Origin of the sequence: Candidatus Pseudoscillospira sp. SGI.172 (assembly GCF_050313575.1) — a bacterium.
Classification (GTDB): domain Bacteria; phylum Bacillota; class Clostridia; order Oscillospirales; family Oscillospiraceae; genus Vermiculatibacterium.
Genome location: NZ_JBNPLQ010000030.1, coordinates 19,428 through 31,038, shown reverse-complemented (window position 1 = coordinate 31,038; position 11,611 = coordinate 19,428). Strand labels below are relative to the sequence as shown.

Annotated in this window: 15 protein-coding genes, 3 tRNA genes and 1 pseudogene; 11 read left to right on the top strand and 8 right to left on the bottom strand. The window is 52.5% G+C overall.

What is annotated here, in order from left to right; translation table 11 throughout:
• Positions 1–1,040: S-layer homology domain-containing protein (locus ACQRD3_RS11140; RefSeq protein ID WP_427781424.1), on the top strand; the 1,040-nt coding region annotated here is incomplete at its 5' end.
• A gap of 112 nt (positions 1,041–1,152) precedes the next feature.
• Here ACQRD3_RS11140 and ACQRD3_RS11135 read toward each other — a convergent pair.
• On the bottom strand, positions 1,153–1,512 hold the full coding sequence (locus ACQRD3_RS11135; RefSeq protein WP_427781423.1) for a helix-turn-helix transcriptional regulator: 360 nt from the start codon (positions 1,510–1,512) through the stop codon (positions 1,153–1,155).
• A gap of 410 nt (positions 1,513–1,922) precedes the next feature.
• Between ACQRD3_RS11135 and ACQRD3_RS11130 the strand changes: the two genes are divergently transcribed.
• The 4 genes from ACQRD3_RS11130 to ACQRD3_RS11115 all read left to right on the top strand — a co-directional run bounded on the left by ACQRD3_RS11130 (position 1,923) and on the right by ACQRD3_RS11115 (position 4,519).
• Complete coding sequence (locus ACQRD3_RS11130; RefSeq protein WP_216632226.1) at positions 1,923–2,363, top strand: sigma-70 family RNA polymerase sigma factor; 441 nt, start codon at positions 1,923–1,925, stop codon at positions 2,361–2,363.
• Positions 2,344–2,598, top strand: a complete 255-nt coding sequence (locus ACQRD3_RS11125) for a helix-turn-helix domain-containing protein (RefSeq protein WP_216557324.1) — start codon at positions 2,344–2,346, stop codon at positions 2,596–2,598. The genes ACQRD3_RS11130 and ACQRD3_RS11125 overlap by 20 nt, the downstream gene beginning before the upstream one ends.
• 448 nt (positions 2,599–3,046) lie before the next feature.
• A complete protein-coding gene (locus tag ACQRD3_RS11120) occupies positions 3,047–3,253 on the top strand; it encodes an excisionase family DNA-binding protein (RefSeq protein ID WP_427781422.1) in 207 nt (68 codons plus the stop codon).
• Between the two features lie 117 nt (positions 3,254–3,370).
• Entirely contained in the window at positions 3,371–4,519 is a 1,149-nt protein-coding gene (locus ACQRD3_RS11115) for a tyrosine-type recombinase/integrase (RefSeq protein ID WP_427781421.1), read from the top strand.
• 34 nt (positions 4,520–4,553) lie between these two features.
• Here ACQRD3_RS11115 and ACQRD3_RS11110 read toward each other — a convergent pair.
• Positions 4,554–4,647 (bottom strand) — tRNA-Ser (locus ACQRD3_RS11110).
• 410 nt (positions 4,648–5,057) lie between these two features.
• Here ACQRD3_RS11110 and ACQRD3_RS11105 point away from each other — a divergent pair.
• Positions 5,058–5,420 carry a hypothetical protein gene (locus ACQRD3_RS11105; RefSeq protein ID WP_080907675.1) on the top strand — a complete coding sequence of 121 codons (363 nt, stop codon included), beginning with the start codon at positions 5,058–5,060 and terminating at the stop codon, positions 5,418–5,420.
• Positions 5,421–5,471: 51 nt separating this feature from the next.
• Positions 5,472–5,825 (top strand): PaaI family thioesterase, encoded by a 354-nt coding sequence (locus ACQRD3_RS11100; RefSeq protein WP_198933273.1) that lies wholly within the window; start codon positions 5,472–5,474, stop codon positions 5,823–5,825.
• 113 nt (positions 5,826–5,938) lie between these two features.
• On the opposite strand, the gene ACQRD3_RS11095 is transcribed toward ACQRD3_RS11100, so the two are convergent.
• The 4 genes and pseudogenes from ACQRD3_RS11095 to ACQRD3_RS11080 form a co-directional block, all read right to left on the bottom strand.
• Complete coding sequence (locus tag ACQRD3_RS11095) at positions 5,939–6,232, bottom strand: hypothetical protein (protein ID WP_427781420.1); 294 nt, start codon at positions 6,230–6,232, stop codon at positions 5,939–5,941.
• A complete protein-coding gene (locus ACQRD3_RS11090; protein WP_427781419.1) occupies positions 6,232–6,354 on the bottom strand; it encodes a hypothetical protein in 123 nt (40 codons plus the stop codon). The genes ACQRD3_RS11095 and ACQRD3_RS11090 overlap by 1 nt, the downstream gene beginning before the upstream one ends.
• A 248-nt stretch (positions 6,355–6,602) precedes the next feature.
• Positions 6,603–7,325 (bottom strand): NAD-dependent protein deacylase, encoded by a 723-nt coding sequence (locus ACQRD3_RS11085; RefSeq protein ID WP_427781418.1) that lies wholly within the window; start codon positions 7,323–7,325, stop codon positions 6,603–6,605.
• Between the two features lie 319 nt (positions 7,326–7,644).
• Positions 7,645–7,713: pseudogene (locus ACQRD3_RS11080) on the bottom strand (hypothetical protein); the annotation flags it as partial.
• 200 nt (positions 7,714–7,913) lie between these two features.
• Here ACQRD3_RS11080 and ACQRD3_RS11075 point away from each other — a divergent pair.
• On the top strand, positions 7,914–8,066 hold the full coding sequence (locus ACQRD3_RS11075; RefSeq protein WP_427781417.1) for a hypothetical protein: 153 nt from the start codon (positions 7,914–7,916) through the stop codon (positions 8,064–8,066).
• 499 nt (positions 8,067–8,565) lie between these two features.
• Here the strand turns inward: ACQRD3_RS11075 and ACQRD3_RS11070 are convergent, their stop codons facing one another.
• On the bottom strand, positions 8,566–9,009 hold the full coding sequence (locus tag ACQRD3_RS11070) for a CD1247 N-terminal domain-containing protein (RefSeq protein ID WP_427781416.1): 444 nt from the start codon (positions 9,007–9,009) through the stop codon (positions 8,566–8,568).
• Positions 9,010–9,125: 116 nt separating this feature from the next.
• Entirely contained in the window at positions 9,126–9,695 is a 570-nt protein-coding gene (gene efp / locus ACQRD3_RS11065; RefSeq protein ID WP_080907670.1) for an elongation factor P, read from the bottom strand.
• A 197-nt stretch (positions 9,696–9,892) separates the two neighbouring features.
• Between efp and ACQRD3_RS11060 the strand changes: the two genes are divergently transcribed.
• The 3 genes from ACQRD3_RS11060 (at position 9,893) to ACQRD3_RS11050 (ending at position 11,609) form a co-directional block, all read left to right on the top strand.
• A tRNA-Ser gene (locus ACQRD3_RS11060) sits at positions 9,893–9,979 on the top strand.
• Positions 9,980–10,015: 36 nt separating this feature from the next.
• Positions 10,016–10,106, top strand: a tRNA-Ser gene (locus ACQRD3_RS11055).
• Between the two features lie 174 nt (positions 10,107–10,280).
• Positions 10,281–11,609: a phosphatidylserine decarboxylase gene (locus tag ACQRD3_RS11050; protein ID WP_427781415.1), complete on the top strand. Its 1,329-nt coding sequence runs from the start codon at positions 10,281–10,283 to the stop codon at positions 11,607–11,609.
• The last annotated feature ends 2 nt before the right edge of the window (positions 11,610–11,611 follow it).

The window sequence follows — 11,611 nt, the reverse complement described above, 5'->3', positions numbered from 1 at the left end:
CGCCTCCCACGCCGACCGAGTACACCATTACCTTTAATGTCAACGGCGGCAACGGTACGATCCCTTCACAGACCACAAGCGGACAGAAGCTCTCCAGTCTGCCTACCGCAACACACAGCGGCAGCTATAGCTTCGTCGGCTGGTACACCGCAGCAAGCGGCGGCACCCAGATCACGACCGCTTATACCTTCTCGGCCAACACCACCGTCTATGCGCACTGGACCTACACCGGCGGCGGTGGCGGTGGCGGCGGTTCCTACACCCCCAGCTACACCGTTTCCGTGGATAAGACCGTGAACGGCACCATTACCGTTTCTCCCAAGTCTGCCTCCAAGGGCGATACCGTGACCATCACTGTGAAGCCTGACAATGGCTATGAGCTGGACACGCTCAAGGTTCTGGATAAGAACGGCGATAAGGTGAAGCTCACTGAGAAGAACGGCAAGTACATCTTCACCATGCCTACGGGCAAAGTCACGGTCAAGGGCAGCTTCGTTGAGGAGACTCCGGTGCAGATTTTCAAGGATGTTCCCGTGGACGCTTACTACTATGAAGCGGTCAAGTGGGCGGCAGAGAAGGGCATCACGGGCGGCGTCGGCAATGACCTGTTCGCTCCCAACCAGCCCTGCACCCGTGCGCAGATCGTCACCTTCCTGTGGCGTGCTGCCGGTTCTCCCGCTCCCAAGAACATGAGCAGCTTCACGGATGTTCCCGCTGACGCCTTCTATGCCAAGGCTGTTGCCTGGGCGGTCGAAAACGGCATCACCGGCGGCACCGGCGACGGCAAGTTCAGCCCCGATGCTACCTGCACCCGCGCACAGGCGGTGACCTTCCTCTATCGCGCATCCGGCGTGCCTGCTGTCAGCGGCAATGCAGCCTTCAGCGATGTGGCAACCAACGCCTACTATGCGGCGGCAGTCAAGTGGGCGGAGAAGAACGGCATCACCGGCGGCATCGGCGGCGGTCTGTTCGGCTCTGACAACAACTGCACCCGCGCTCAAATCGTTACTTTCCTCTATCGTAACTATCAGAGCAAGTAACCGTATACTAACCCCGCAATAAGAACGGCGGCAAAGGATCACCATGTCCTTTGCCGCCGCCTTTTTATCTTTTGGAGCAAAAAAGAAGCAGGGTGTAACCCCCACTTCTCCGTTACTGATCTTTCTTTTTCTTCATTTTCTCTGCCTGACGACAGAGATCGATATAGTCCCTTGATTCAGTATCGTCTTTTCCAGAGAAGAACTCCAGAACATCGGCGCTGACGGAATTCGGACGAGAGGTGCCAGCGTGTGCAATGACATCCAAGCTGATGTGCAGCTCACGGGCAATAAGGAAAATAGTTTCGCCCTTCGGATTGCTGCGGCAGATCTCCAAATCCATGATCGTTCTTGTATTCATTCTTAGCTTGCGGGCTAATTCTCGCTGAGAAAGACCCCGTTCCTCTCTGGCCTCTCTCACAGCCTTTGCCAGAAGATCGAGCGCAACATACACATTCATCACCTCTACTACCATTTTAGTGTGTACTCAAGCTCACTTAAATTAGTATGTAGGGCAGTATTATGATGTACCGTAACCCACCATCGGAAAGGAGTTGTATTTTTTGAAGCAAATTTCTAAATTAAGGAATTTCCAGTAAAAGACCGCGTTTGTTGGTGCGATGCGGATAGCGGACCTTAGTCAAATTGATAGAAGCACTGCTATTTATCATATAGCTTTTACGGTTCTAAACGGTGTATTCAACTACACCGCTTTGTATTGCTTAAATTACCATATTTTCTTTTTCCATCGGCTCATTGTGCCGTTGGAAAATTTTTTTGAAAATTTTTGCCGAAAAGTGCGCAAAACCACCCCTCCCAATCGGGATATAAGCAAAGGGGAAAATACACCGCCTCCCGCGGTTCGGGAAGGAGGTGCAAAAACTCATGGAGCTGACGCCGTCCCAGAAGGAAACTGCTCGGCATGAATTCGACAGGCTATGCAAGATGGTGCTGCGCGGAGAGGCCATCGATTATGACAATCACATCGCATGGCGCTCCAAGCATGAGACTTCCCTTTCGTGGTTGTCAGAAAGTCAGGAGAGACAGTTGGGCGTACTGGACGAGTACCCGTGCGAACGATTCTGCTTTCAGGTGCAGGGCTATACCATCCCTATCCGCAGCGAAATCCTTGCCAATGCCCTTGTGAAGCTGTCTGAGAAAAAGCGGGATATTATTCTGCTTGCGTATTTTTTGGATATGACCGATCAGGAGATCGCGGATAAGCTGGATATGGTCCGATACACCGTGCAGCGCAGACGTGCAAAGTCTCTTAAGGAATTAAAAAAGAAAATGGAGGTTGATAGCAGTGACGAACAAACCGGGTAATGCGAATGTATCCCTGCTCCCTTTTTCTACCATTGAAGCAGCATCTTCCGGAGATGTGGATGCGATCAATGCCGTGCTGCGGCACTACGAACGCTATATGGCGGCTCTGGCGACAAGGCGGCTCTATGATGAGAACGGCGTTGAGCATCTTTGCATTGATGAGGAAAAGCTATGCAGGATGCGAACAAAGCTGATCACCAAGATCATTGAATTCAAGGTGATCCGAACCGTGTGAATACATCTGCCGCTCAGGAATGTGTTTGCCCCTTTCCACACTTCTGCGGCGGCATCTCCGTGCATCTGCGAGGAAAGGCCCCTATCTCATGGATAAGAGCCTTTCCCGGCTGATACACAGCCTGATATATGCACCTTGAAAACGCGCGCTGCGCTGCATAGGCAAACGGATAACGTTCCGAGCCGGACGAGCCGGCAGACGGCGCGCCAAGACCCATCCAGATAACTGGACAGGCGAGCGAGCAAGCAAGCCAGTCTGTAACCGTGCGTGGCAGCGCGGCGGCCATGACTCCGAGTTTGGGATAATGATACTCCCGCGTTGAACGCCCTCAAAGCATTGCGCGGCGCACCCATCAGCATGGGCCGGGGTGAGACTCCCGTGGGCGGCTGCCAGCCGCCGTCCGGTTTTGTCACTTTCATTAAATCAACAGTAATTATAGGAGGTAGTCATGCGAAAAAATGCAATTCGTTTCATGCTAAATGAATACCCTGATGTAATGTCTATTGATGAGATGTGCAGAGCTTTGTCAATTGGCAAAAAGACTGGATACAAGCTATTACAGACTGGCCAGATTCGTTTCTTGAAAATAGGCCGCGCATATCGCATTCCCAAAATCAATTTGTTGGAATATCTGCAAGTAATCCGACCGGAATGAAAAGGGCCTTTCTTATCTAAGACTGTGTTTTTTGCATTGCCGAGTGACAAGTGATACTATAAGGAGGCCGACAGCAGAAATCCTATGGCCTCCGATTTGTGCGAAAGGAGGATTAACATGGTAGCGGGCCATCTGCATGAAAAAAATGGCTATTATTACATCATTCTAAACCTGACAGATTCAGCAGGAAAAAGAAAGCCCAAATGGATCTCGACAGGCTTAACGATCAAGGGCAACAAAAAACGCGCAGAACAGATGCTCATGGAAGAACGGAGAAAATATGCCAATGCCAAGGCCGGTGACGATGTGCTATTTGCAGACTTCATGGAACAATGGCTTGAGATTGTAAAATCAACCGTCAGCATACCGACTTATTCTTCGTATGTAAATGCTGTGAAGTCAATTATTGCACCATACTTCCGGAAGAAGAAAATACTCTTACGGGATTTGCAGGCACATGACATTCAAATGTTCTATCAGGAGCAATTACAGCGGGTAAAGGCGTCGTCTGTGATTCATTATCACGCAAATATCCATAAGGCACTCAAATACGCCGTCAAGAACGATATGATTCCGAGCAATCCCGCCGACAAGGTTGAGCGGCCAAAGCAGGACAAATTTTACGGCAACTTTTACGATAGGGATGAGTTGAACAAACTCTTTGAAGCCGTTACAGGCACAAAATTGGAATTGCCGGTTCTTCTCGGTGCATTTTATGGCTTGCGTCGAAGTGAAATCGTTGGCTTAAAATGGAGCGCCATTGATTTTGAGCAAAACACCATTACAATCAGCCATACCGTAACTTCTTGCAATTTGGATGGTAAATGTGTAATCGTTGCAAAGGATACGACAAAAACAAAGTCCAGCCGTAGAACGCTCCCGCTTGTACCGTACTTTCATGAAAAGCTGCTTGCGGTAAAGGCTCAACAGGAAAGAAATCAAAAGCTATGTGGACGTTCCTATAACAGAGAATTCCTTGAATATATTTGCGTAGATGATATTGGGGATCGGTTCAAGCCGAACTATATTACATCACAGTTTCCTAAGCTGTTGGAACGGAACGGCTTCCGTAAAATCCGCTTTCATGATCTCAGACATAGCTGTGCGAGCCTCCTGCTGGCCAGCGGTGTCCCCATGAAACATATTCAAGAATGGTTAGGGCATAGTGATTTTTCAACCACAGCAAATATCTACGCGCACCTTGATTACTCATCAAAGCTCACATCTGCAAGCGCAATGGAAAGCAATTTCCATCTTGGAGCATGAAAAAGGAGCCATCAACTAAAGTTGATAGCTCCTGTGGCGGAGGGCGTGGGATTCGAACCCACGGGTCGGCTCAACACCGGCCAAACGATTTCGAGTCGTTCTCGTTATGACCTCTTCGATAGCCCTCCGAATATGTCAATCCCTATTCTATCCTAAATCCTTGAAAAAAACAAGGTCAGGAATAGGATAGAAAAACAGGATAGAACAAGCAAAAATATGAACTTCAATAAAAGCCGTTGAGTGCTTGAAACACAAGGGATTGGAGATTCTGTGGTGGCTCTAACGGGAGTAGATTTCGAGTAATTTCGAATCAGGCTCGTTGCGACCACTTCGATACCGCTCCATAAAAGGGCGCCTCATTCAAAATGTCCTCGACCGCCCCCGGAGCCCTCCAATCCGGCCCCTTTCAGGAACTGCCTCTGCCTGCGCCCTTAAAAACACTTTATGTAGAATACCCTATTTTTTGTCACTTGTCAATATTGCTTCCCATGAGAAATCAGGATATAATATTTTTGCTTACGCCAAGTGGGGTGACAGCATGGGAAACCTGCGGGAAGTCAATCTGGAGCTTGGTCATCCAACTGTGGATGCTGCAATCCGCCGTTTGACCTTTGAGATCAATCACAGCCGAATGATCGGGGACGCCGTTGTGAAAATCATCCACGGTTACGGCTCCACCGGCGCGGGCGGCCGCATCCGGATCGAGGCCAGAAATTATTTGACCCGCCTTAAAAATCAGGGGAGCATTTCCGGATTTATTCCCGGAGAATGTTTCTCCATTTTTGATGCCTCCACCTTGGCCGCCTTTCGCCTGTGCGGAGAACTTCGGCGGGATCGGGACCTGGAGCGCAGCAACAACGGCGTAACTTTTATTGTACTCAAAAGAGAAAAAGGAGTTTGAATTATGCTTGCACCCGATGGGATCCTCACTCTTTGTGAAAAAAACGAATTTATGAATTACAACCACATCCACCTGAAGGAGGCGGAACACGGCCGGACCGTCATGGAACTGACTGTTGTCAAGGAGAGCCTGAATCCTTACGGCATCGCCCATGGAGGGGTTCTTTACACCATGGGAGACTGCGCCGCCGGCCTTGCGGCCCGCAGTGACGGCCGCAGGTACGTCACCCTGTCCAGCAGCTTCAACTTCCTCCGCAGCGGACAGCTGGGCGACACCATTCAGGCCACAGGCACCATCCGCCACCGCGGCCGCACCACATGTGTGGCAGAAGTCGACATCACCGACTCTCAGGGGCGGCTGCTGGCCAGCGGCAGCTATACCTTCTTTTGCGTTGAAAACCGCTGAACAGGAAAGGGAGGCGGAGGTCTGATCGACCTCCGCCTCCCTTCCACTTTCCGTCCGGAAGAGCACTCCCCACGCTCAGCCAGCCAGAGTCAGCACCGGGGCATCCGGAGCCGTCACACCTGTATATAGAGAACTGCCGTTCCGCTGACACCTTCCAGCGAGTCAATGGCGGCACCATCCGCAACGCTGGGACAGATCCCATTTTCCGCTCTGAGCACAACACAAGCGGGCTCCACACCCCCTCCGGAATAAGGGACAACGATCTCTTTCCATCCATTGCTTACCGTGTCGCTGACCACAACAGGCATATGGGCCAGGGTAAGCTTTTGGAGCACCGTGAGCGCACCAGCCTCCTGCTTCACAATCAGCGCGGAGCCTCCGTCGGCCCTGCCGGTGTATGGGCCCATTACAACCGCAGAACCTTGTCGGTTCCGCCTCCGTCCAAATCAACGTAATTGTAAAAATAACGGGTGTCCGCCAGATAGTCCTCCGGGGTCTCACAGGCATTGACAATCCGGGCACGGATCACCTCATTCTTTTCCGTTTCCGCCGGCAGGGCGGAGAACTCTTTCCCGTAAACAGACAGCAGCCCCGCCGCCCTTCTTGGCGCCGCAGGCCCCTGCGGGCGGGGCCATCAAACCTGCCAGTCCGGCAGCAATTTTTATGGTCCATGCTCCATTCCTCCATATCATGACTTTAGGGGTGAACGGCATCCTTTTCCGTTCACCCCCAAAGTCTGTCAGCAGAAGAAATTCGTTGCAGGTTTGAGCCACTTTTTTAGGCGCGCAGCTTCCCCATCAGCGCGCCAATGTTTTCCGTCAAAATCAGATCTGCCTGGCTGTCGTAAGGCGTGGGCGTCCGATTGATCAAAACCAGGCGGTTTCCTCTGTAATACTGGATCAATCCCGCGGCCGGATAGACCGCCAGAGAGGTCCCGCCCACCACGAGCAGATCCGCCGCCTCGATGCGGCACACCGCCTCGCGGAGTGTTTTGTCATCCAGCGACTCCTCATATAAAACCACATCCGGCTTCACCACTCCCCCGCAGACATCACAGCGGGGGATCCCGGGCGCATTCTTCACATATGCGGCGTCAAAACTCTTGTGGCACTTCATACAATAATTTCGATGGACGCTCCCATGGAGCTCCAGCACGACCCTGCTGCCCGCCTTTTGATGCAGCCCGTCAATATTTTGCGTCACCACCGCCGCCAGTCTGCCCGCCCGCTCCAGTTCGGCCAGCTTGCGGTGCGCCGCGTTGGGCTCCGCATCCAGCCAGAGCATCTTCTCCCTGTAAAACCGGTAGAACTCTTCCGGATCGCGCGCAAAAAAACTGCGGCTGATGATGGTCTCGGGCGGATATCGGTACGACTGATTGTACAATCCGTCCACGCTGCGGAAATCCGGGATCCCACTCTCTGTTGACACCCCGGCCCCGCCAAAAAATACGGCACTCCGGCTTTCGTCCAGCCATTTTTGCAGCTTCTCTAATTCTTCCATGGCAATACCCCCCGCTGAATCGCCCGCTCTTTGAAATGGGCTGGCTCTGATTTTTTTAGGATAACACAAAAAGGGAAACCGTACAACCGGACAACTTCCTTTTTGTGAGAGGGTTTTCCGGTTTTTGTTCCGTCAGGCGTTATACACGGCGGCGATCCTCACCGGATAGGCCACCGACGCGGACAGGCGCAGACACTCGGGAGTCTGGAAAAAGTATGTCACGGACACCGCTGTCATAAAGGTCGCCGGCAGCGGCCCAAATCAGGGCAATAATTCCCTCCGCCACCATCGCGCCGCGGAAAACGGTCCGGCCTTCCTTCTCGCTGGTAATACAGCGCTGGGCAGCGTGGAAGCCGGAAATGGCGCCACAGACCACCGTGACAAGCATCATGGACCACTTGGGGCAGGTTATTGGGATGCACCGCCATCAAGGCAGCAGCGGTGAGCTCGGGCATATCGGAGCCGTAAAAGATCATCGTTGTCCCGGCGATCCCCAGCCCCATAATGATCAGGGATACGCCAAACACCGGGTAGAGCTCACCGGTAATTTTATCGATGGGCAGGAACGTGGAAACCATGTAGTAGACCATGATCGCCACCAGCCAGAACATGGTGCCCAGCACCTCAGGAGTCAGTCTGGCCAAAAGGCTGGCCGGAGCAACGGAGAAATTGACGCCCGCCGTTACCAGCAGCACAACGGAGAACACGCGCATTATAAAGGCGATCACCTCTCCCATGTAAAGTCCCCCCCGGAAATGGAGCCATCATTGCGCTCAGACATCATGCCGGGCAAGGCCCCGTAAATCGGCCCCAGTCCCGCAATGTTCAGCATCTGCACCAAAAAGATGCGCTACGTCTTCATGGGAACGTAGTCCACTTCATCCGGATGGGTTACGGCGGGAGTCTCTCGGTCACCGATGTGGAATACCTTTTCCACCAATTTGTTGTAAGTGAAAAAAACACGATCAGAACAACCAGACAGACAAAGAATGTAACCATGCAAACTCTTCCTTCTCAAATTTCATTCCGCCTCTCTCCATAGGCAAAATGCCGGTTCAAAGCCGGAAACGCTTCCAGGTTTTGCGCGTTTTTATTGTCGTTCCCTGAGTTTTTCCTTGTCCATAGTAACCTTTCTTCACGGGATATTTCCCCGTTTTTCCCAGGACTTTTTCCATCAGATCTCATAAACGATAAGAAACGGACGGCCTTTTGGCCGTCCGTTTCTTATCGTTCGCGCAATTTACTTGTCTTCTCCGTGGTCGTGGTCACAGCCGCAACCGCAGCCATCGTCTTCATCGCTCAAATCAATGGCAAACTTCTCCCCGCAGTTGGGGCACTCCACGCTGCCGGTCTCCAGCACGGACTCATCAATCTCCAGGTCCTCCCCGCAGTTGGGGCACTCCACCTCAAAAAAATCCTCATCCTCACAGCCGCAGCCGCACTCGTCCTCGTCCTCGTCGTCTCCGTAAACGATCTCCTCCACGTCGGCCAGGTCATCAGACACAGCGTCCAACTCCTCGCCCAGAGCGGTGGTGTTCTCGTCCAGATCCTCCAGGGACAAGCCGACCTCCTCCAGGATGCCGATCATCACGGAGATGAGCTTGCCCTCCTTGGACTTCTCGGTATCCAGGTTCAGGCCCTCGGCCAGCCCTTTCAGATACGCGACCTTCTCAGAAATGGTCATAGTAAACTCCTTTCAGCGGCGGGCCTTTCAGGGCCCGACTTTCAGCCACATTCGCCGTGGCCTCGCGGTAGGGCGGGTCTCCCCGCCGCCCAAACGGGATTCCGGCCGGCTGATTCTCAGCCCTTGCAGCGCTCCAGATACTCTCCGGTTCGAGTGTCGATCTTGATGCGGTCGCCGGGGTTGATGAACAAAGGCACCTTGATCTCGGCGCCGGTCTCCACGGTGGCAGGCTTGGTGACGTTGGTGGCCGTATCGCCCCGGAAGCCGGGATCGGTCTCGGTGATCTCCAACTCCACAAAGTTAGGGGCCTCAACGCCCACGACCTTCTCCTTGTAAATCATCAGCTTGCAGACGGTCTCTTCCTTAACGAACGCAAAACCGTCGGGCAGATCCTTTTTGGACACGGGAACCATGTCGAAAGTCTCCTGGTCCATAAAATAATACAGGTCGCCGTCGTTGTAGCTGTATTGGGCGTCCTTGCGCTCAATGTAGGCGCTCTCAAACTTGGCAGTGGGGTTGAACGAGGTCTCAGTCACGCCGCCGCTGAGGACATTCTTCATCTTGGTCCGCACAAAGGCAGCGCCCTTGCCGGGCTTGACGTGCTGGAACTCGACCACCTGCATGACCTGACCGTCCATCTCAAAAGTCACGCCGTTGCGGAATTCACTGGCAGTAATCGTAGGCATTGGTATTCATCCTCCAAAATTTGATTTCATAAAATCATGCGAAGATATTTTACCCCATATGCACATAATTTGCAAGGGTTTTTAGACCATAAGGCAAAAAATATGGGGAATTCTCCCCCGGTTTGCAGTTGACAGCGATCTCAAAATATGTTATTATAATTTTCGCATCTGATCGATCTTTCATTGAGGACAGGCATGGAGAGATGTCCGAGTGGTTTAAGGAGCCAGTCTTGAAAACTGGTGACTCGCAAGAGCCGTGGGTTCGAATCCCACTCTCTCCGCCACGATTTTTCGCTCAGGTGCACAGACAGATTCGGCTTGGAGAAGTACCCAAGTGGCCGAAGGGGCTCCCCTGCTAAGGGAGTAGGGCGGGAAACCGTCGCGAGGGTTCAAATCCCTCCTTCTCCGCCATTTCCCGAAACGTTGAGCAATCAGCGTTTCGGGATTTTTTTGCGCTGACCCTGATCTTCGCAGAGCAACCAGCCTCCCCGTCACATTCCAACTGAAACCCATCTGTTATTACGTATATCCTTCACCGGACCGGGAAAACTAGCCGATACTATGACGCACCGAGGAGGAACCATAATGTCAGCTTTCCATAGACGTCCGGCCGCTTTGATTTTATCTCTCTCACTGATACTCTGCCTGTCTGCCTGCGGCAGCTCCCAGGTAACGCCGACTCCCACGGCAGCAGTTTCTTCCATGCCAACCGCAGCGCCCGCCAGAGCGGAAATGACTCAAAGGCTTATTAAAATTCTGGAGGAAAACCCGAACGTAAAAAACCTGCTTCAAAAAAGCATAGACGCAGCCAAGAAGATCAATCCAGATCCATTGACAAATCCAGCGCAGTCTCTGGAGGAATATTACGATTATATCGACTGGGCCTGCACCGCAATGCCGTGGAACATCTCAAAAAATGTGAAGGCAGAGGGCCTGTATGAAAAGATCGACCAATCGCTGAATTATTTCTACTTTATCAACGACCAGCCTCTTGATGAACTGGAGGGGCAGGGTCTTTACAACAACTCCTTACAATATGCGGAACCTTACCGTTCGTGGCTCATAGAGTTCACTCGGGCGTGGGGCGAGTATCTGAGCACCCCAGAATCATGGAACGAGGAATACTATCAGCTGGCCTACGCCGATGAGCGCTTCGGCCTGCAAACCGACTGGTATGAGTCGCCGGATAACTGGACCACCTTCAATGAGTTTTTCTCACGGCGTCTCTCCTCGACCGATCAGCGCCCCATAGCCGCCGTGGGAGATAACAGCGTGGTGGTTTCGCCTGCCGACTCCACTCCGCAGGGGGTATGGCAGATAGATGAAAATTCCATGATCGTACAAAAAGCCAATGACAAAGCGCTGATCAAATCCCGCGAGTTTGATTCCATCGCAGCACTCATAGGACCAAACAGCAAATATAAGGACGCCTTTGGGGGCGGAGTTCTCACACACACCTTCCTCGACGTCCACGACTACCATCGATACCACTTCCCGGTCAGCGGAACGATCCTCGAAGTCACCCATATTCCTCAGGACGATGCCGTAGGCGGTTATGTGACATGGGATGAGGAAAGCGGCAGTTATATTCTCAACGCCGAGACTCCCGGCTGGCAGATGATAGAGACGCGGGACTGTGTCATCATGCAGACGGAAGATTACGGGCTTGTTGCACTGCTCCCCATCGGCATGTCTCAGGTATCCTCTGTGAACTTCGAGGACACGGTAAAGGTGGGGGCCACAGTGAAAAAGGGCGACGCGCTTGGATATTTCCTTTTTGGCGGCAGTGACTTTGTCATCATTTTTCAAAAGGAAGCAAACTTCCAGATCACCGCTCCGTCCGGGCGCGATGAGACCTACGACCACATTTTTATGGGTCAGGAGTACGGGATCCTGGGGCAGGCACGATCCTGAGC

Coding starts and splice junctions, on each gene's coding strand:
- ACQRD3_RS11135 (WP_427781423.1), bottom strand. CDS start 1,512: ATGGTAGTAGAGGTGATGAATGTGTATGTTGCGCTCGATCTTCTGGCA.
- ACQRD3_RS11130 (WP_216632226.1), top strand. CDS start 1,923: ATGGAGCTGACGCCGTCCCAGAAGGAAACTGCTCGGCATGAATTCGAC.
- ACQRD3_RS11120 (WP_427781422.1), top strand. CDS start 3,047: ATGCGAAAAAATGCAATTCGTTTCATGCTAAATGAATACCCTGATGTA.
- ACQRD3_RS11115 (WP_427781421.1), top strand. CDS start 3,371: ATGGTAGCGGGCCATCTGCATGAAAAAAATGGCTATTATTACATCATT.
- ACQRD3_RS11105 (WP_080907675.1), top strand. CDS start 5,058: ATGGGAAACCTGCGGGAAGTCAATCTGGAGCTTGGTCATCCAACTGTG.
- ACQRD3_RS11100 (WP_198933273.1), top strand. CDS start 5,472: ATGAATTACAACCACATCCACCTGAAGGAGGCGGAACACGGCCGGACC.
- ACQRD3_RS11095 (WP_427781420.1), bottom strand. CDS start 6,232: ATGGGCCCATACACCGGCAGGGCCGACGGAGGCTCCGCGCTGATTGTG.
- ACQRD3_RS11085 (WP_427781418.1), bottom strand. CDS start 7,325: ATGGAAGAATTAGAGAAGCTGCAAAAATGGCTGGACGAAAGCCGGAGT.
- ACQRD3_RS11075 (WP_427781417.1), top strand. CDS start 7,914: ATGATCGCCACCAGCCAGAACATGGTGCCCAGCACCTCAGGAGTCAGT.
- ACQRD3_RS11070 (WP_427781416.1), bottom strand. CDS start 9,009: ATGACCATTTCTGAGAAGGTCGCGTATCTGAAAGGGCTGGCCGAGGGC.
- efp (WP_080907670.1), bottom strand. CDS start 9,695: ATGCCTACGATTACTGCCAGTGAATTCCGCAACGGCGTGACTTTTGAG.
- ACQRD3_RS11050 (WP_427781415.1), top strand. CDS start 10,281: ATGTCAGCTTTCCATAGACGTCCGGCCGCTTTGATTTTATCTCTCTCA.